The sequence below is a fragment of the Actinokineospora sp. UV203 genome, assembly GCF_056323665.1.
This window is the reverse complement of the sequence record NZ_CM150484.1, coordinates 6,168,906-6,184,062: the sequence shown is the minus strand read 5'-3', so window position 1 is coordinate 6,184,062 and position 15,157 is coordinate 6,168,906. Positions and strand designations below refer to the sequence as shown.

General features: G+C 68.9%; 21 protein-coding genes. 12 read left to right on the top strand and 9 right to left on the bottom strand.

Going from position 1 to position 15,157, the window contains the following annotated elements; all coding sequences use genetic code 11:
• The first annotated feature begins 2 nt into the window (after positions 1-2).
• Together ACUZ2Y_RS29835 and ACUZ2Y_RS29830 are read left to right on the top strand one after the other, a co-directional pair.
• Positions 3-623 carry a TetR/AcrR family transcriptional regulator gene (locus tag ACUZ2Y_RS29835; protein ID WP_476332138.1) on the top strand — a complete coding sequence of 207 codons (621 nt, stop codon included), beginning with the start codon at positions 3-5 and terminating at the stop codon, positions 621-623.
• A gap of 23 nt (positions 624-646) precedes the next feature.
• Positions 647-1,357, top strand: a complete 711-nt coding sequence (locus ACUZ2Y_RS29830) for a spermine/spermidine synthase domain-containing protein (protein ID WP_476325148.1) — start codon at positions 647-649, stop codon at positions 1,355-1,357.
• Between the two features lie 188 nt (positions 1,358-1,545).
• On the opposite strand, the gene ACUZ2Y_RS29825 is transcribed toward ACUZ2Y_RS29830, so the two are convergent.
• Genes ACUZ2Y_RS29825 through ACUZ2Y_RS29815 form a run of 3 tightly spaced genes read right to left on the bottom strand, consistent with a single transcriptional unit; the run spans position 1,546 to position 2,819 of the window.
• Positions 1,546-2,184, bottom strand: a complete 639-nt coding sequence (locus ACUZ2Y_RS29825) for a hypothetical protein (RefSeq protein ID WP_476325146.1) — start codon at positions 2,182-2,184, stop codon at positions 1,546-1,548.
• Positions 2,181-2,504: a hypothetical protein gene (locus ACUZ2Y_RS29820; protein WP_476325144.1), complete on the bottom strand. Its 324-nt coding sequence runs from the start codon at positions 2,502-2,504 to the stop codon at positions 2,181-2,183. The genes ACUZ2Y_RS29825 and ACUZ2Y_RS29820 overlap by 4 nt, the downstream gene beginning before the upstream one ends.
• 12 nt (positions 2,505-2,516) lie before the next feature.
• Positions 2,517-2,819, bottom strand: coding sequence for a YbaB/EbfC family nucleoid-associated protein (locus tag ACUZ2Y_RS29815; RefSeq protein ID WP_476325142.1), 303 nt, complete (start codon positions 2,817-2,819; stop codon positions 2,517-2,519).
• A gap of 88 nt (positions 2,820-2,907) precedes the next feature.
• On the opposite strand from ACUZ2Y_RS29815, the gene ACUZ2Y_RS29810 reads away from it, so the two are divergent.
• The 10 genes from ACUZ2Y_RS29810 (at position 2,908) to ACUZ2Y_RS29765 (ending at position 9,723) form a co-directional block, all read left to right on the top strand.
• Positions 2,908-3,120, top strand: a complete 213-nt coding sequence (locus tag ACUZ2Y_RS29810; protein ID WP_476325140.1) for a hypothetical protein — start codon at positions 2,908-2,910, stop codon at positions 3,118-3,120.
• Positions 3,121-3,216: 96 nt separating this feature from the next.
• Positions 3,217-4,560: a LuxR C-terminal-related transcriptional regulator gene (locus tag ACUZ2Y_RS29805; RefSeq protein WP_476325138.1), complete on the top strand. Its 1,344-nt coding sequence runs from the start codon at positions 3,217-3,219 to the stop codon at positions 4,558-4,560.
• 438 nt (positions 4,561-4,998) lie between these two features.
• Entirely contained in the window at positions 4,999-5,469 is a 471-nt protein-coding gene (locus ACUZ2Y_RS29800; RefSeq protein WP_476325136.1) for a CBS domain-containing protein, read from the top strand.
• Positions 5,466-6,764, top strand: coding sequence for an ArsB/NhaD family transporter (locus ACUZ2Y_RS29795; RefSeq protein WP_476325135.1), 1,299 nt, complete (start codon positions 5,466-5,468; stop codon positions 6,762-6,764). Before ACUZ2Y_RS29800 ends, ACUZ2Y_RS29795 begins: the two co-directional genes overlap by 4 nt.
• Positions 6,765-6,790: 26 nt before the next feature.
• Entirely contained in the window at positions 6,791-8,161 is a 1,371-nt protein-coding gene (locus ACUZ2Y_RS29790; RefSeq protein ID WP_476325133.1) for a TrkH family potassium uptake protein, read from the top strand.
• Positions 8,151-8,813, top strand: a complete 663-nt coding sequence (locus ACUZ2Y_RS29785; protein ID WP_476325131.1) for a potassium channel family protein — start codon at positions 8,151-8,153, stop codon at positions 8,811-8,813. Before ACUZ2Y_RS29790 ends, ACUZ2Y_RS29785 begins: the two co-directional genes overlap by 11 nt.
• A 49-nt stretch (positions 8,814-8,862) precedes the next feature.
• Positions 8,863-9,003 (top strand): hypothetical protein, encoded by a 141-nt coding sequence (locus ACUZ2Y_RS29780; protein WP_476325129.1) that lies wholly within the window; start codon positions 8,863-8,865, stop codon positions 9,001-9,003.
• A gap of 44 nt (positions 9,004-9,047) precedes the next feature.
• Positions 9,048-9,290 carry an RGCVC family protein gene (locus ACUZ2Y_RS29775; protein ID WP_476332136.1) on the top strand — a complete coding sequence of 81 codons (243 nt, stop codon included), beginning with the start codon at positions 9,048-9,050 and terminating at the stop codon, positions 9,288-9,290.
• A gap of 72 nt (positions 9,291-9,362) precedes the next feature.
• Positions 9,363-9,509 (top strand): hypothetical protein, encoded by a 147-nt coding sequence (locus ACUZ2Y_RS29770; protein WP_476325127.1) that lies wholly within the window; start codon positions 9,363-9,365, stop codon positions 9,507-9,509.
• A 46-nt stretch (positions 9,510-9,555) separates the two neighbouring features.
• Positions 9,556-9,723, top strand: coding sequence for a low affinity iron permease family protein (locus ACUZ2Y_RS29765; RefSeq protein WP_476325125.1), 168 nt, complete (start codon positions 9,556-9,558; stop codon positions 9,721-9,723).
• Here the strand turns inward: ACUZ2Y_RS29765 and ACUZ2Y_RS29760 are convergent.
• The 6 genes from ACUZ2Y_RS29760 to ACUZ2Y_RS29735 form a co-directional block, all read right to left on the bottom strand.
• On the bottom strand, positions 9,720-9,935 hold the full coding sequence (locus ACUZ2Y_RS29760; RefSeq protein WP_476325123.1) for a hypothetical protein: 216 nt from the start codon (positions 9,933-9,935) through the stop codon (positions 9,720-9,722). The genes ACUZ2Y_RS29765 and ACUZ2Y_RS29760 overlap by 4 nt on opposite strands.
• 19 nt (positions 9,936-9,954) lie before the next feature.
• Positions 9,955-10,404: a DUF6292 family protein gene (locus ACUZ2Y_RS29755; RefSeq protein ID WP_476325121.1), complete on the bottom strand. Its 450-nt coding sequence runs from the start codon at positions 10,402-10,404 to the stop codon at positions 9,955-9,957.
• A 125-nt stretch (positions 10,405-10,529) separates the two neighbouring features.
• On the bottom strand, positions 10,530-11,276 hold the full coding sequence (locus ACUZ2Y_RS29750; protein WP_476325119.1) for an NAD-dependent epimerase/dehydratase family protein: 747 nt from the start codon (positions 11,274-11,276) through the stop codon (positions 10,530-10,532).
• A complete protein-coding gene (locus tag ACUZ2Y_RS29745; protein WP_476325117.1) occupies positions 11,273-11,581 on the bottom strand; it encodes an NAD-dependent epimerase/dehydratase family protein in 309 nt (102 codons plus the stop codon). Before ACUZ2Y_RS29745 ends, ACUZ2Y_RS29750 begins: the two co-directional genes overlap by 4 nt.
• Before the next feature lie 273 nt (positions 11,582-11,854).
• A complete protein-coding gene (locus ACUZ2Y_RS29740) occupies positions 11,855-14,158 on the bottom strand; it encodes an ATP-binding protein (protein WP_476325115.1) in 2,304 nt (767 codons plus the stop codon).
• A gap of 122 nt (positions 14,159-14,280) precedes the next feature.
• On the bottom strand, positions 14,281-15,144 hold the full coding sequence (locus tag ACUZ2Y_RS29735) for an esterase/lipase family protein (protein ID WP_476325113.1): 864 nt from the start codon (positions 15,142-15,144) through the stop codon (positions 14,281-14,283).
• Positions 15,145-15,157: the final 13 nt, after the last annotated feature.

Below are 15,157 nucleotides of genomic sequence, written 5' to 3'. Positions count from 1 at the left end.
GGGTGAAACGCGCCTACGCCGGCGTCGACGGCGGGCAGCGCAAGACCGAGCGCCGCGAGCGGCTGCTGCTGGCCGCACTGGAGCTGTTCACCGCGCGCGGCTACCAGCAGACCAAGATCGTCGACCTGTGCACCGTGGCCGGGGTGTCCACCCGCAACTTCTACGAGGAGTTCCAGGCCAAGGAGCAGCTCCTGCTCGCTTTGCACCGCCGAATCAACGCCGAAGCCCTGCGCCGGGTCACCGCCGTACTCGACACCATCGCCGACGCCGATGTGGTCACCCGGGTCTCCACCCTGCTCGACACCTTCGTCGCGAGCGTGACGGCCGACCCGAGGCTGCCCAAGCTCGCCTATGTCGAGGCGGTCGGTGTCAGCGTGGACATGGAGCGCCAGCACCGGGAGTGGCTGGCCCACTGGGCGACGTTCATCGAGTCCGAAGCCCGCCACGCGGCCGAACAGGGCGTCGCCCCCGACCGCGACTACCGCCTCACCGCGATCGCCCTGGTCGGCGCCATCACGGGCTTGCTCCGGGAGTGGCAGGGCCACACCCCGACGTTGGCCGTGGACGAGATCGCCGCCGAGATCAGGGGCCTGATGCTCGCGGCCATCACCCGACCGGCGTGACGGCGCAGCCGTACCCTGCCGGGATGAGCAAGAGCTTCCAGGAACTGGACTGGCGCCAGACCCCCCTCGGCGAACTGATGCTGCGAAGGCGGTGGGACCGGACATTCGAGAAAGACGTCTTCGAGATCAAACTGAACGACGAGTTCCTGATGTCGAGCCTGTTCACCGTCGCCGAGGAGGAAGTCGCCCGACATGCGCTCGCGGAGCTGAACGGGAGCGACTTCGATGTGGCCGTCGGCGGCCTCGGGCTCGGCTACACGGCGTTGACGGTCCTTGAGGAACCACGGGTGCGGTCGCTCGCGGTGATCGATGCGCTCGGCGAGGTGATCGAGTGGCACGAGCAGGGCCTGATCCCGGCAGGGACGACCCTGACGGCCGATCCACGGTGCACGTTGGTTCACGGCGACTTCTTCGCGATGGTCCGCGAGCCGGAAGGGTCCGCTTTGGACCGAAAGTTCGACGCGATCATCGTGGACATCGATCACTCACCACGGCATCTCCTGCACCCGAGCAACGCCGATTTCTATGAGCCAGAGGGAATACGGAGGCTGGCCGCTCTGCTGCGGCCGGGCGGAGTGTTCGGCTTGTGGTCGAACGACCCACCGGACACCGAGTACGTCTCGGCGCTGAAGCTGAGCTTCGCGAACGTCAAAGCGGAGATCGTAAGTTTCGCGAACCCGCTGCAAGAGCGGGAAGCCACCGCGACTGTCTACGTTGCGACGACGGCCGAGTAAGCCGGAACGCACCAAAACGCAAGGGGCCGAACCCAACGGTCCGTTTGGGTGGTTCGCCTTGATTTGTGGTGAAATGGACCTAAACTTTCGCGGCGCGGGGCAGTTTCTTCACCCTGCCCGCTTTACCCGCGCAGGTCCATTTCCGGGGTCCCCAAATCAAGGCGAACCACCCAAACAGACACCCACGATCAGCCGCCCGGCTTACCGCCAGCCCCACCAGAAGCACCACCGGTAGCCCCACCCGAAGCACCCTCAGAAGTGTCCATCGTGGAGTTCAGATCAGCCCGCAATGAGTCGACCTGCGCCTGAAACTCCTTGCAAATAGCGATAATCTCGCTCACCGCCCGATGAACAGCTTCCTCAGCCGCGGCACTCTCTCCAGTCACGTCAGACCAGAACCCGCTGTCCAGCACAACCGACACAGCCGGTTCACTGTTCTGCGCGATCCCCAGAATCCGCCCGCCCGACTCGTGCGCCAGCTTATCCATCGACTCGCCGATTCCCCGCACCTTGTCGGCAAGGGTGAGCAGCAGCTGCTTTTCCGCTTGCAGCTCCGCGAGTTCCTTGTCGGCCCGCTGCTGTGCCGCGTCCGACGAGTCACCCGCGGAACTCTCGGCGTGCTGCGACTGGGCCGCCGAGTGTTCCTCGATCGCCTTGTCGAGTTTCTTCACCGCTTTGTCGATCTGCCCGACATAGGCGTTGATCGCATCCGGCTCGTAATCGATCTGGCGGATCGCGTCGACCGGGTCCGGTGCGCCGATCTTGGCGGCCGCCTCGGCGAGCCGGGTGCAGCCTTCCATCGCCTGCTGAATCGCCGGGTGGCTCACAGACCCTCCCCTGACCGTTCGACGTCGTTGGTGTTGTCCGACTCGGCGCGGTCGAACTCGTCGGCGTTGGCCTCGATGCCGTCCGCGAGTTCGCCCAGACCGGTCTGGCGTTGGCCGACGCGTTCGCGGCGGCGGCCCATGATGTTGTCCAGGTCGGCCGCCAGCATCGGTCCCGGCCCCGAGATGCCGAAGGTGCCCGCGGGCACCGTGGCCGCGTCCAACTCGCCCCGCGCGGAGCCGACGTGCTCGCCCGCGCTCCGGAACCCCTTGGCGGAGCCGCGCATTCCGGTCGTATCGGCCCGGAATCCTGTTCCAGTCACCACTTCCCCCATCTACTTCGTTCCCAGGTAGTACGAACGCCGCTCGGCCACCAGCTCGCGGACGTTGCGCTGAGCGGCCGACGAGGCCTGCAACACCGCGTTCGCCAGCACCGCGGGGTCGACCCGACCCACCAGCGAGGCGTTCACCGCGACCTCGATCACATTCGCCGAGGTGTCCACTCCGACCTCGACCAGTTCGCCGGCGTCCCTGCCGAACACGATGCGCTCGGCTAGATCCCGTTTGAGCGCCAGCCTGGCCTGGTCGAGTCGTTCGGCCTTCGCGGCCATCTCCTCCAGCGAGGGCAGTTCACTCATCAGTCCCCAGATCGGTTTCGCGGTTCTGTCAGTTTCCGACGGAGATCATCCGCACGGGGTTCCATCTTGCCTGACGTATTCTGGGTTTGTGCACACCTCGGCGAACGGCTACTGGGTGCGGGCCCGCGCGGGCGACCCGCCGCCCCGCCCGCGGTCGCCGAGCGCGGTCGAGCCGAAGTGGGTGCGGGCGACCACGAACGCGCCCGCCCTCACCCGTCCACGCGTGATCCGCGAGGACGAGCCCGAGCTGCCCCGAACCTGGCTGGTCGACTCCTTCGACCTCCCGGCATCGCGCCGGTAAGGGCCTGGCCGAAAACCGCTACACCCGAACGGGCCAGGGTTACCCTCGACCAAACCTCTCGCAGCGTTCTCGCTGGTAGATGATCTGGGGACACAGATGGCGGCAGTGACCGACGGCGTGGGCGCGAGCCGGGTGCCGGTCGAACTGACCAGCTACGTGGGCAGGCTCGAAGAGACGGCGCGGGCCAAGCGGATGCTGGATTCCGGGCACCTGTTGACCCTGAGCGGGACCGGCGGCGTGGGCAAGACGCGGCTGGCGGGCCGGGTGGCCGCCGACGTCGACCGGCTCTTCGCGGGCGACGTGGTGTTCGTCCGGCTGGCCGAGCTGCGCGACGCCGAGCTGCTGCCGGACCTGGTGGCCGACGCGCTGGGGCTGCGCGACCAGTCCGGGCGCTCGTCGACCGCCGTGGTGATCGAGCACCTGCGGGCCCACCGGATGTTGTTGCTGCTGGACAACTGTGAGCACCTGGTCGAGGCGTGCGCGAGGTTCGTCACAGCGGTGCTGCGGGAGTGCCCGCACGTGTCGATCCTGATCACCAGCAGGCAGTCCATCGGCGTGTCCGGCGAGCAGATCCTTCCCGTGCCACCGTTGGCGATCCCGGTCGCCGACGACGTGCGCTCGCCTGCCGACCTGGAGAAATACGACTCCGTGCTGCTCTTCGTCGACCGGGCGCGCTCGGTGGTGCCGACGTTCGAGGTGACCGACGACAACTTCGCCGACGTGGCCCGGCTGTGCCAGGACCTCGAAGGTCTGCCGCTGGCGATCGAGCTCGCCGCGGTGCGCGTGCGGTCACTGTCGGTGCGGCAGCTGACCGAGGGTCTGGGCGAGACGCACTGGCGGTCGTGGGCGCTGTGCTGCCTGGGGTTCCTCGACATGAAAGCCGTCCGCGACGCCGACCTGGCCGACACGATCGGTAGGCAGGCGCTGCGGATGGCGCACGAGGTGGGCACCGTCGAGGTCGAGGCGTTCACCACGGAGACGCTCGCCGCCGTCGCCGCGCACAAGGGCGAACACGTCCGGGCGGCGACCCTGCTGGGCATCGCCGAGACCGGGTGGACGGCGATGGGCACGACGCCCGCGGCCTACGTGCCGCTGTTCGAACTCCGCGAGGAGTACGCCGACCGCACCCGCGAGGCGCTGGGCGACACGGCGTTCGAGCGGGCCGTCGCGCTGGGCCGCGCGCTGCCCCCCGAGACCGGTCTGCGCTACACGCTGAACGAGGCCGAGCCCGCCCCGGCGCCCGCACCCGACTCACGACTCACCAAGCGCCAGACCGAGATCGCCGAGCTGATCGCCGAAGGCCTGACCAGCAAGGAGATCGCCGACCGCCTGGTGATCTCGCAGCGCACCGTCGAGTCCCATGCGGACTCCATCCGCACCAGGCTGGGCTTGCACACCCGCTCTGCGATCGCCGCCTGGGTCGCCCGCCGCGACCACTGACACCATCGGGGCAATTGCGCCGGACGTCGGTTTACGGCATGTTGACGCCCGGAGCGCCGGGAAGTCTGGTCGGCACACCCACCTCACAAGGGGTGGGCTGTCGGTGTCGACCGGAGGTTTCCCATGGCGCTCGTCTTCGGAGCGGTTCTCGCACCTGAGCGTGTCCCTATCGGTGCCGGCTCTCCGTATGCGCCCCTAGCCCCCGCCTCGAACGAGGCTGTCCGCCGCGCGGGAGCGGTCGGCATGCCTCAGTGGGGTCCGGAGTGTCGTCCGACCAGCCTCACGGCGAGCACACCCACCAGGAACACCGCGATGATGAGGATGGTGCCCGTCAGTCCGGACATGGGCGACGCTCCTGGCTCGCTGGTGGGTCCCGCCGTACCTCATGCTAGCCCGCTGTGGCGCCGGTCACAGCCCAGGACGTCGAAGGTGGCCGAGATGCGCGCACGTGATCTTGCCGAGGAGTACCCGCTGGTCCAACTGACCGACAGCGCCCTGGCCGCCGCGGAGCTGATCGCCCGGGAGCGTCGGCCCGGCGTGGTCGTGGTCGACGCGGACAACCGCCCGGTGACCGTGCTGCCCGGGTCGCAGGTGCTGCGGTTCATCGTCCCCGGCTACGTCCAGGAAGACCCCTCGCTGGCCCGGGTCTACGACGAGCGCGGCGGCGCGGAGGCCTGCGTCGGCAAGCTCGCCGGGCGCACCGTCAAGGAAGTGTTGCCGCCGAAGGAGAAGCGCTATGAGCTGCCCCTGGTCTCCGGCGACGCCACCGTCATGGAGTGCGCGGCGATGATGGCCCGGCTGCACAGCCCGCTGCTGCTCGTCGCCGACGGCGACACGATCCACGGCGTGGTCACCGCGTCGCACCTGCTCGATGTCATCCTCAAGACAAACCCGGGGCCCAGCGAATGAGCGTCAGCCAGATCCTCTCCATCACCGTCTTCGTCGGCGCCTACATCCTGATCGCCACCGAACGCGTGCACCGCGTTGCCGCGGCCCTGGGTGGCGCGGCGCTGATGCTCGCGCTCGGCCTGACCAACGGCGAGACGGCGTTCCACTCCCTCGACGCGGGTGTCGACTGGAACGTGGTGTTCCTGCTGCTCGGCATGATGATCATCGTCGGGGTGATCAAGCAGACCGGGCTGTTCGAGTACCTGGCCATCGCCGCGGCCAAACGGGCCAAGGGCAAGCCCTTCGCCGTGATGGTGTTGTTCGTGATCATCACCGCGGTCGCCTCGGCGGCCCTGGACAACGTCACGACGGTGCTGCTGATCGCCCCGGTCACGTTCCTCGTGTGCGACCGGCTCAACCTCAACCCGATCCCGTACCTGATCGCCGAGGTCCTCGCGTCCAACATCGGTGGCGCGGCGACGCTGATCGGCGACCCGCCCAACATCATCATCGCCAGCCGCGGCGGCCTGTCGTTCAACGACTTCCTCATCCACATGGCGCCCTTCGCCATCTTCATGATGGCGGTCTTCGTCCTCGTGTGTCGCTGGCTGTTCCGCGGCGCCTTCAAGTACGACGAGAAGCGCGTGGCCGAGGTCATGGCACTCAACGAGCGCGACGCGATCCGCGACAGCTTGCTGCTGTGGCAGAGCATGATCGTGCTCGCCCTGGTGATGGTCGGGTTCGTGCTGCACAGCGCGCTGCACGTCGAGCCGTCGGTCGTGGCCCTGCTGGGCGCCGGGGTGCTGGTGATGATCTCCAAGGTCACCACCGAGGAGGCGATCGCCGACGTCGAATGGGAGACCCTGGTCTTCTTCATGGGCCTGTTCATCATGGTCGGCGCCCTGGTCAAGACCGGCGTCATCGGCGAGGTCTCCAAAGCCCTCGCCGACGCCGTGGGCGGTCAGCCGCTGCTCGCGGTCATGGCGCTGCTCGGCATCTCGGCGGTCCTGTCCGCCATCGTCGACAACATCCCCTACGTGGCCACCATGTCGCCGATCGTCGCCGACCTCGTCGCTGCTCAGGGTGGCGGCCCGCAGGCACAGTCGCTGTGGTGGTCATTGGCCCTGGGCGCCGACCTCGGCGGCAACGCGACCGCCGTCGGCGCCAGCGCCAACGTCGTGATGCTCGGCCTCGCCGCTCGCAACGGGACGCCGATCAGCTTCTGGAAGTTCACCCGCTACGGCATCATCGTCGCGGCCCTGTCCATCGCCTTGGCGGCGCCGTATCTCTGGCTGCGCTACTTTGTCCTCGCTTGAGTCCGAACGGGTGACATGAGGCCTTGGTGAGTGCTCCACTGATCGCGGAGACGCGACGGCGCGCAATCGCGCTCCTGAGGCATCCCGCGCGGGCGGTCGCCTTGGCCTTCGGCGCCGCAACGCTCCTCGGCACGTTCCTGCTCACCCTGCCCATCGCCTCGGCGTCGGGGGTGGCGACCGATCCGTTCACCGCCCTGTTCACGGCGGTCTCGGCGGTCTGCGTGACCGGGCTGGTCGTCGTGGACACCGCGGGCCACTGGTCCACGTTCGGCGAGGTCGTCATCCTGGGCCTGATCCAGGTCGGCGGCTTCGGGATCATGACCCTGGCGTCGCTGCTGATCCTGCTGGTGTCGCGGCGGATCGGCCTGCGGCTGCAGATGACCGCGCAGGCCGAGACCAAGGCCCTGGGCCTCGGCGAGGTCCGCAAGGTGCTGCTCGGGGTCATCATCACCAGCCTGGCCGTCGAGGCGGTCATCGCGGTGTTCCTCACCGCCCGGTTCGCCACCGGGTATGACCAGTCGTTCGGCCAGGCCGTCTACCACGGGATCTTCCACGCGGTGTCGGCGTTCAACAACGCCGGATTCGCGCTCTACCCCGACAGCATCGTCAGGTTCGCGACCGACCCGTTCATCTGCGTGCCGCTCATGATCGCCACCATCACCGGCGGCCTGGGCTTCCCGGTGCTGCTCGAACTGGCGCGCAGGCGCAAGCGGCGCGGCAAGCGGTGGTCGTTGCACACCAAGATCACCATTCCGGTCTACTTCGGACTGCTGCTCTTCGGGGCGATCGCGTTCCTGGTTTTCGAGTGGCGCAACCCGGCCACCCTGGGCCCGGTCGGCGGGCTCGACAAGGTGCTGATCGGGTTCTTCCACTCGGTGCAGCCGCGCACGGCGGGCTTCAACAGCGTCGACATGGCCCAGGTGCACCCGTCGACCCTGCTGCTCAACGACGTGCTCATGTTCATCGGCGGCGGCAGCGCGGGCACCGCGGGTGGCATCAAGGTCACCACCTTCGCGCTGCTGGGCTGGGTCATGCTGGCCGAGATCCGCGGCGAGCCGACCGTGCACATCATGGGCCGCAAGCTGGCGGGCGAGGTCCAGCGGCAGGCGCTGACCGTCGCCCTGCTCGGCGTCGGCGCGGTCATGGCGGGCACGATCGTGCTGCTGTCGATCTCGCCGTTCCGGCTCGACGACGTGCTCTTCGAGGCGACGTCGGCGTTCGCCACCGTCGGCATGTCCACGGGCATCACCGCGCAACTGCCCGTCGCGGGACAGGTGGTGCTGGTGGTGCTGATGTTCATGGGCAGGCTGGGGCCGATCACTCTGGCCTCGGCACTCGCGCTGCGCGAACGCGCGCGGCGCTACGAACTCCCCGAGGAGCGTCCGATTGTCGGATAAGAAGACACAGCGCGTCGTCGTCATCGGCCTGGGCCGCTTCGGCACGTCACTCGCCATGGAACTGATCAGCCGGGGCACGGAGGTGCTCGGCATCGACTCCGACCCGCGCACGGTCCAGCGCCTCTCCGGCGAGCTGACCCACGCCGTCGTCGCCGACACCACCGACGAGGACGTGCTGCGACAGCTGGGCGTCGACGAGTTCCGCCGCGCCGTGGTGGGGATCGGCACCGACCTGGAAGCCAGCATCCTGACCACGTCGCTGCTGGTCGAGTTCGAGATCCCGAACATCTGGGCCAAGGCCATCAGCCGCCAGCACGGGCAGATCCTGACCCGGATCGGCGCCCACCACGTCGTGCTCCCCGAGCATGAGATGGGCGAACGCGTGGCCCACCTGGTGACCGGCCGCATGCTCGACTACATCGAGTTCGAGGACGACTACGCGATGGTCAAGACCATCGCGCCCGCCGAGGCGGTCGGCGTGCCGCTGGGTGAGAGCAGGCTGCGGGCGAAATACGACGTCACCGTGGTCGGCGTCAAACGGCCCGGCGAGGACTTCACCTACGCGACCGCCGAGACGATCGTGCACGAGGGTGATGTGCTCATCGTCGCGGGCCGCACGCCCAACGTGGAGCGGGTCGCCGAACTCACCTGAGTACGGACACCCCAAGCTACGTACCCAAGTAGGTAATCCCCCCGACGCCATGAGCCACCGGGCGGCGGCCCTGCTGCGGGCCGTGCGCGCGGGCCGGGTCGACATGACCTGCGGGTCCGAGCCGGACATGTTCGTCGACGGGCTCAACTGCTGCGACCAGCCCACCGAGCCCCAGGTCACCGCGGCGTAGGTCGTACTCCGCGCCGCGGGCCTTGACAACGTGCTACGGTGCTTATGGCGCGAACTATTCGCACGTCTCCCGGTGTGTATCCAAAACCTGACGGGAGAAATATGCCCACGATCGACACCCGCGTGACAATTTCCGAGGTACCGGCCGATAGCCTGCCCTCGGCAGCGTGCCCGGCGTGCAGCCACGAGTGGAGCGCGCACGACCAGATCTCCGCTCGGTACTGCAAGGCGACGGCCGCGGGCTCCTATAGCCGCGGATGCGTCTGTCCGGGCGCGAACAAGCACTGATTACCGTTCGGGGCGGGGGGAGTTTCCCCCGCTTCCGAAGACCAACCGTTCGAAAGGATATTCACCATCACCATGACAAATGATTTGTTCAGCCACCCGGTCATCGAGCCCACCGAGGACAACGCCGACAAGGCCGCCCTCCGCCCCGCCGCGTACGAACACCTGTTCCGCGAGCCTGCCAGCCCCACGGCGACGCCCAGCGACGACTCGTCGAACTGAGGGGTCCCTCGCGGTCTCCTGACCGCTGTACTACCGGATCCTCACGGTGAGAGCTGACCGGCGCGCAGGTGTCGAGCTGATCGACTTTGGGTACCTCCACGCGCACGGGCAGCTGATCATCAACACTGCCACCACGATCCTCACGTTCCTGCTGGTGGCGCTGCTGCAAACACCCAGCGCCGGGCCGATGACGCCGTGCGGCGTAAAGGATTAGCCCTCTTCGAGGTGCATCGCGCGATCCTCGGGGCCGCTTGGTCGCGCGGAACCCGTGTCGCGGGCGATCTCGGTGGCCTCGGTGTCGATCAGGTCGCCGGGCAGGCCTTCGCCGTCGGGATCGGTCACGGTCACAAAGTTCTCGTCGCGGACGCCCTCGGCGACGCCGTCCTGGTCCAGGCCTTCCTGCTGTTCCGAGCGTGGTTCGGTCATGGCTTCCTCTCTCCCTGGGTCATTCGCGGCCGAGATAGCGCACCAGCTGGCTGAGCAAGTCGTCCTCGGCGACGCAGGAGCGCAGCCGGGGCGGGTCCGGGCAGCCGCACTGGCGGCCGGCGACCACATCGGCGAGGAAAGCGCCGACGACGCGCGGCTCGGGCACCACCTGCCCGCCGAGGTAGCGCAGCACGTGGATGTCGTGGGCGGCGTTGGTCTCGGCGACAGCCGCCCAGCCGTTCTCCTCGTCCCACACGAGCGCCAAGTCGCGGTCCGGGTCGGCGGGGTCGTGCGCGTCGACCGCCAGGTAGGCGTTCGAGGGTCGCTCGACCTCACACCACCCCGATTTCGGGGAGATGCCGACCTCGGCGCACACCGCGGCGAAGTACCCCTCCAGTGAGGCCTGGGCGATCCCGTCGGCGTCCGGGCGCTCGTTGATCTTCATCGACCGCACCTGTTCGGCTGTCATGGCGATCGTATTCCCAGGTAGTGGCCCCGCAAACCCTGTGACGGGTGTTTACCAGCGCTCACGGCGAGCAACGCGGTCCAGCCGACGAAGACATGTCCCGGTCACGCCCGATGCCGGATGGCGCGCTAGGGCCTCTTGTGCGTGCCGGGACGCAGCGCGGGGCTCGCGGACACCCCGGCGTTGTCGGCCAAGCCGCCGACCAGGTCCCGCACCGTCTCCGCGGCGTCCACCTTCGGCTGCCAGCCCAGCTCCCGGCGAGCCAGGTCCGTATTGAGCACCGGACTGCCCATCGCCAGATCCAGCCACCCCGGCGGAGTCGGCTGCAGGTGCGCGCGCCAAGACGCCGCGGCCAGGGGCCGCAGCACCCGGTCCGAGGTCGGCAGCAGGCGCCGCCCCACGAGTGAGGCCACAGCCGCGGCGGGCAACGGCGGCTCGGCGGCCAGATTCACCGGCCCGTCATAGCGGCGCTCGATAGCGGTGGCGATGGCGTCGGCCACATCCGTGGCGTGCACGAACTGCAGCGTCAACGTCCGAGGCAGCGGCACCGCGGGAAGCAGCCGCTTGTCCGCCGCCTTGAACAACAACCGTGGAGCCAGCGGACCGAGGAAGTAGCGGGCCACCTCGCTGGCGGAACGGCGCTGCAGCACCAAACCGGGCCGCAGCCGGGTCACCGCCAACTCCGGCCGGGCCACCTTGACCCCGTCCAGGATTCGCTCCACTTCGGACTTGTCGCGGCTGTAGCCGGATGTCGAAACGCCGTCGGTGGGCCAGGTCTCGTCGATCCGGGTGGAGTCCTTGGCGGGCGAGTAGGCGGCGATGGACGACAGGTAGACCAGGTGCGGCACCTTCGCGTTGACGACCGCGTCGATCACCCGCCTGCTGCCCTCCACGTTGACCCGTGCAGGTACTCCGGATCATGGCTGGGCTGGATCGCCCAGGCCGCGTGGACCACGGCGTCGGCGTCGGCGAGGACGCGGACCAGCAGATCGCTCGAATCCGGTGTCGACAGGTCGATGCGGTGCCAGTCGGCGCTGTCGTAGGGCGGTTCGCGGTCGGGGAGCCTTCGGCAGACTCCGACCAACTCGTGGCCGCGGAGGCGTTCGATGACGGCGGTGCCGATGTTGCCCGAGCCGCCGATGACGACGATCTTCATGTGCGCCCTTTCTGCCAGACCCACGCGATACCCCGTGGCGGCCGGGCGAAACGTTGACTTGGGGGGAGCACGGGTATCCGGCCGCATGAGAATCGGCGTGATGGACATCGGGTCGAACTCAGCCAAGCCGCAAGCTGTCGACGCCCGCACGGGCTCGCCGCCGCTGCCGTCGTATGCGTTCACACGGCCCAGCTAGCCGCCCGTGGGTGAGGGTTTGTTGTCGCGCGGGGGCGGCTTGTTATCGGTGGGGCGTGTTTCGGTGGAGGTTGGTTGTCGCGTGGGCTTTGGGACTGGCGGCTAGCGGCCGGCTACCCAGGCCGCGATCTGTGTGCGGTTGGTGAAGCCCAGTTTCGTGCGGATGTGGTCGATGTGGGTTTCCGCCGTGCGCAAGGAGATGACCAGGGACTTGGCGATCTCCCGGTTCGTCATGCCCTTCGCGACGAGTTCGGCGACTTCCATCTCCCGCTTTGTCAACGGTGTCTCGGCCGCCTCCGGGGCCACGCGGGAGATGTCCTCGCGAAGCGCATAGGAGATCGCGGTGTCGTTGGGGAGTGCGGCGCCGGTGGTGAATTCCGCGGCGGCGGCTTCTGGGCCCAGGCCCTCGGTGACCAGAATGATGTCGCGCCGCATGGGCTCGACGAACGCCGTGTAGTTGGTCGGTGAAGCGCCCACTGATTGCCAGACTGTTGTTGCCGCGCCCAGCAATCGGGCCGCGCGGCGGAGTTCGCCGAGGTGGGTGGAGCAGCCGGCGAGGACGGTCAGGGCGAAGGCCATCACCGCGCGGTCGCCGTAGCGTCGCTGCAGTCTGAGTACCGCCAGGCCTGCCTCCAGCGCAGGCTCGTACTCACCCGCCAGGTACTCCGCCGCGCTGAGTGACCACAGGGCCCAGCACCGCCAGGACACCTCGCCCAGTTCCGTGTACCGATCCACACAGTCGCGCATCACCGCGCGGCCGGTGGTCAGGTCGCCGGCCAGGCTGACGGCCAGGCCGTAGTTGAACCGCGACCACAGCTCGCCGCTGAGGTCGCCCATTTCCTGGAACGCCTTGCTGGCCCGGTGAAACAGCTCCGCCGCCCGCGCACCGTCGTGGCCCATCAGGGCGTGGTAGGCGCGGATGTGGTCGACGTAGGCGCGGGCACTGTCGTCGCCTATCCGCTCGGCGACCTCGGCCGCCTCGGCCAATGTGGTCTCGTAGGCGGGGATGTCGCCCTGGATGAGAGCGAGGAACGCGTCGACCCAGCCCGCCGCGGCGCGCGGCGCGGTGTCGCCGGGGGCGACGCCGACCAAGCGGGCGCACCACATGCGGCCCTCGGTCAGCAGGCCACGCATGACCCAGTACTCCTTGACGTCGGTCACCATGCGCAGCCCGACCAGGGCCTCCCCCGCGCCGCCGATGCAGTAGTCCAGCGCCTGCCGCAGGTTGGCGTGCTCGAAGTCGATCCGGTCGATCCAGTCGAGCTGGGCCGGGCTGAACCAGTCGCCGGCGAACTGGCTTGTCAACCCGGTGCACCAGTCGCGGTGCCTGCGGCGCATCCGGTCGAGATCGCCGTTCGCGCGCAGCCGCTCCTCGCCGTACTGCCGGACCGTCTCCAGCATCCGGAACCGGACCTGCCCGTGGTGCTCTTCGCGGAGCAGTATGGATTTGTCGATCAGGCCGTCGAGGACGTCGAGCAGCTCATCGCCGTCCAGGCCGTCGCCGCAGCACGCCGCCTCGGCCGCCTCGAGGTCGAAGCCACCGGAGAACACCGATGCCCGCGCCCACAGCAGACGTTCCTGCTCGGTGCACAGCTGGTGGCTCCAGTCGATCAGGGTCGCCAGGGTCTCGTGCCTGCTCGGCGCGGACCGGTTGGCCTGGGTCAGCAGGGTGAACCGCTTGTTGAGCCGGTCGGCGAGCTGGCGGGCCGACAGCGACCGCAGCCGCACCGCCGCGAGTTCGATGGCCAGCGGCAGCCCGTCGAGCGCCCGGCACAGCCGGATCACGTCCTCGACGCCATCCTCGGTGATGGTGAACGACGGGACGACCGCGGTCGCGCGGTCGAGGAACAGCCGGACCGCGTCGTAGTTCTCCATCGCCGCCACGGACTCGCCCGGCTCGGGCACCGCCAGCGGCTGCACCGGCAGCACGTGCTCGCCCGCGACCCCGAGCGTCTGGCGGCTGGTCGCCAGCACCACCACGTCCGGGCACGAGGTGAGGATGGCCTCCACCAGCCGCGCGCTCGCCTCGACGAGGTGCTCGCAGTTGTCCAGCACCAACAGGAGCCTGCGCGCCCGGAGGTGGTCGACGACCAGGTCGATCGGCGCCCTGGTCGAGCGGTCACCCAGACCGAGCCGGTCGGCGACCGTGTTGACCAGCAGTTTCGGCTCGTGCAACTCGGCGAGGCCGACGAAGACGACGTCGTCGCCGAACGACGGCCGGACCGTGGCGGCCACCCGCAGCGCCAGCCTCGTCTTGCCCACCCCGCCCGGACCGGTGAGCGTCACCAGCGGCGCGACTCCCAACAGCCGTTTGACTTCGCGGATCTCTGTTCCGCGCCCGACATAGGTCGTGACCTCGGCGGGCAACCGGGGGGCAGGCAGCCGTTGGACAGCCGCGTTCGTCACGCTCACTCACCACCACCAAGTGCTCGGCGCAACAGTCTGGCAGATCGCTGCCATTTCCGACTGCTGCCAGTTCGCACTTGATCTTGGCGTGGATCGCCCCGGCGCGCGAGGCGGGGCCGCTGCTACAGGGGCGGACCGAACCCGCAGACCACCGGCTTGGCGGCCGCCGGGTCGAGCCCGTTGATCACCATCTGCGCGACGCCGCTGTCGAACGCGAGCCCGACGTGGCCGACCGGGTCGAACGGGCACACGTCCTGGACGAACATGTTCCGCACTCCCGGCTCGCGCACGAACGACGTCTCGTGCGGGGTGACCAGAGCGTCGTACTTCGTCGCGATGATCGTGTACTCGACGCCGGGCTGGGCGATCGGTCCGCTGGTCAGGGCCTGGACGGCGGAGCCGCCGACGAGGATCTCCGGGCACGCCTGGCAGCCGAAGGTGGCGAGCACGATGTCGACGACCGGCCGCAGCCCAAGGAAGTCGCCGACGCTGACCAGGCCGCCGAACGTGGTGCCGTGGGTGGGCGGGGCCATCGCCACGACGTGGCCGACCTTGCCGCTGTAGCCGAGCACCTTGGGGCCGTAGAGCGACTGGAATCCGCCCTCGGAGTGGCCCACGATGTCGACCTTCGCCGCACCGGTGGTGGTGAGCACGCGATCGATGAACGCGGCGATCTCCGGGGCGGACTTGGTGATCGACACGGTGCCGCCGACCGGGAAGTCCGGACTGGCCTGCCCGTAAGTGAGCGTGAAGGCGCAGTAGCCCGCCGCCGCTACCTGCGGGCCGAGGTACGAGTAGTTGCCGGGGCCGTTGCCGCCGAGCCCGTGCAGTAGCACGACGGGATTGGGGTGCGCGGCCGAGGGCCGGCACGTCCAGTCGTCGAAGCCTGATGTCGGGGCGGCGGTGGCCGCTCCCGGGGCCGCGACGAGCACGGCGCCGGTGGCCAGGGCGGCTGTGAGGGCGATTCGGAGGATCTTCGGTCGCATCTGCGGCTCCTGT

Excerpts from the sequence above, each read along its gene's own strand:
- ACUZ2Y_RS29830 (WP_476325148.1), top strand. The coding sequence starts at position 647 with ATGAGCAAGAGCTTCCAGGAACTGGACTGGCGCCAGACCCCCCTCGGC.
- ACUZ2Y_RS29815 (WP_476325142.1), bottom strand. The coding sequence starts at position 2,819 with ATGAGTGAACTGCCCTCGCTGGAGGAGATGGCCGCGAAGGCCGAACGA.
- ACUZ2Y_RS29805 (WP_476325138.1), top strand. The coding sequence starts at position 3,217 with ATGGCGGCAGTGACCGACGGCGTGGGCGCGAGCCGGGTGCCGGTCGAA.
- ACUZ2Y_RS29800 (WP_476325136.1), top strand. The coding sequence starts at position 4,999 with ATGCGCGCACGTGATCTTGCCGAGGAGTACCCGCTGGTCCAACTGACC.
- ACUZ2Y_RS29795 (WP_476325135.1), top strand. The coding sequence starts at position 5,466 with ATGAGCGTCAGCCAGATCCTCTCCATCACCGTCTTCGTCGGCGCCTAC.
- ACUZ2Y_RS29780 (WP_476325129.1), top strand. The coding sequence starts at position 8,863 with ATGAGCCACCGGGCGGCGGCCCTGCTGCGGGCCGTGCGCGCGGGCCGG.
- ACUZ2Y_RS29775 (WP_476332136.1), top strand. The coding sequence starts at position 9,048 with ATGGCGCGAACTATTCGCACGTCTCCCGGTGTGTATCCAAAACCTGAC.
- ACUZ2Y_RS29770 (WP_476325127.1), top strand. The coding sequence starts at position 9,363 with ATGACAAATGATTTGTTCAGCCACCCGGTCATCGAGCCCACCGAGGAC.
- ACUZ2Y_RS29760 (WP_476325123.1), bottom strand. The coding sequence starts at position 9,935 with ATGACCGAACCACGCTCGGAACAGCAGGAAGGCCTGGACCAGGACGGC.
- ACUZ2Y_RS29755 (WP_476325121.1), bottom strand. The coding sequence starts at position 10,404 with ATGACAGCCGAACAGGTGCGGTCGATGAAGATCAACGAGCGCCCGGAC.
- ACUZ2Y_RS29735 (WP_476325113.1), bottom strand. The coding sequence starts at position 15,144 with ATGCGACCGAAGATCCTCCGAATCGCCCTCACAGCCGCCCTGGCCACC.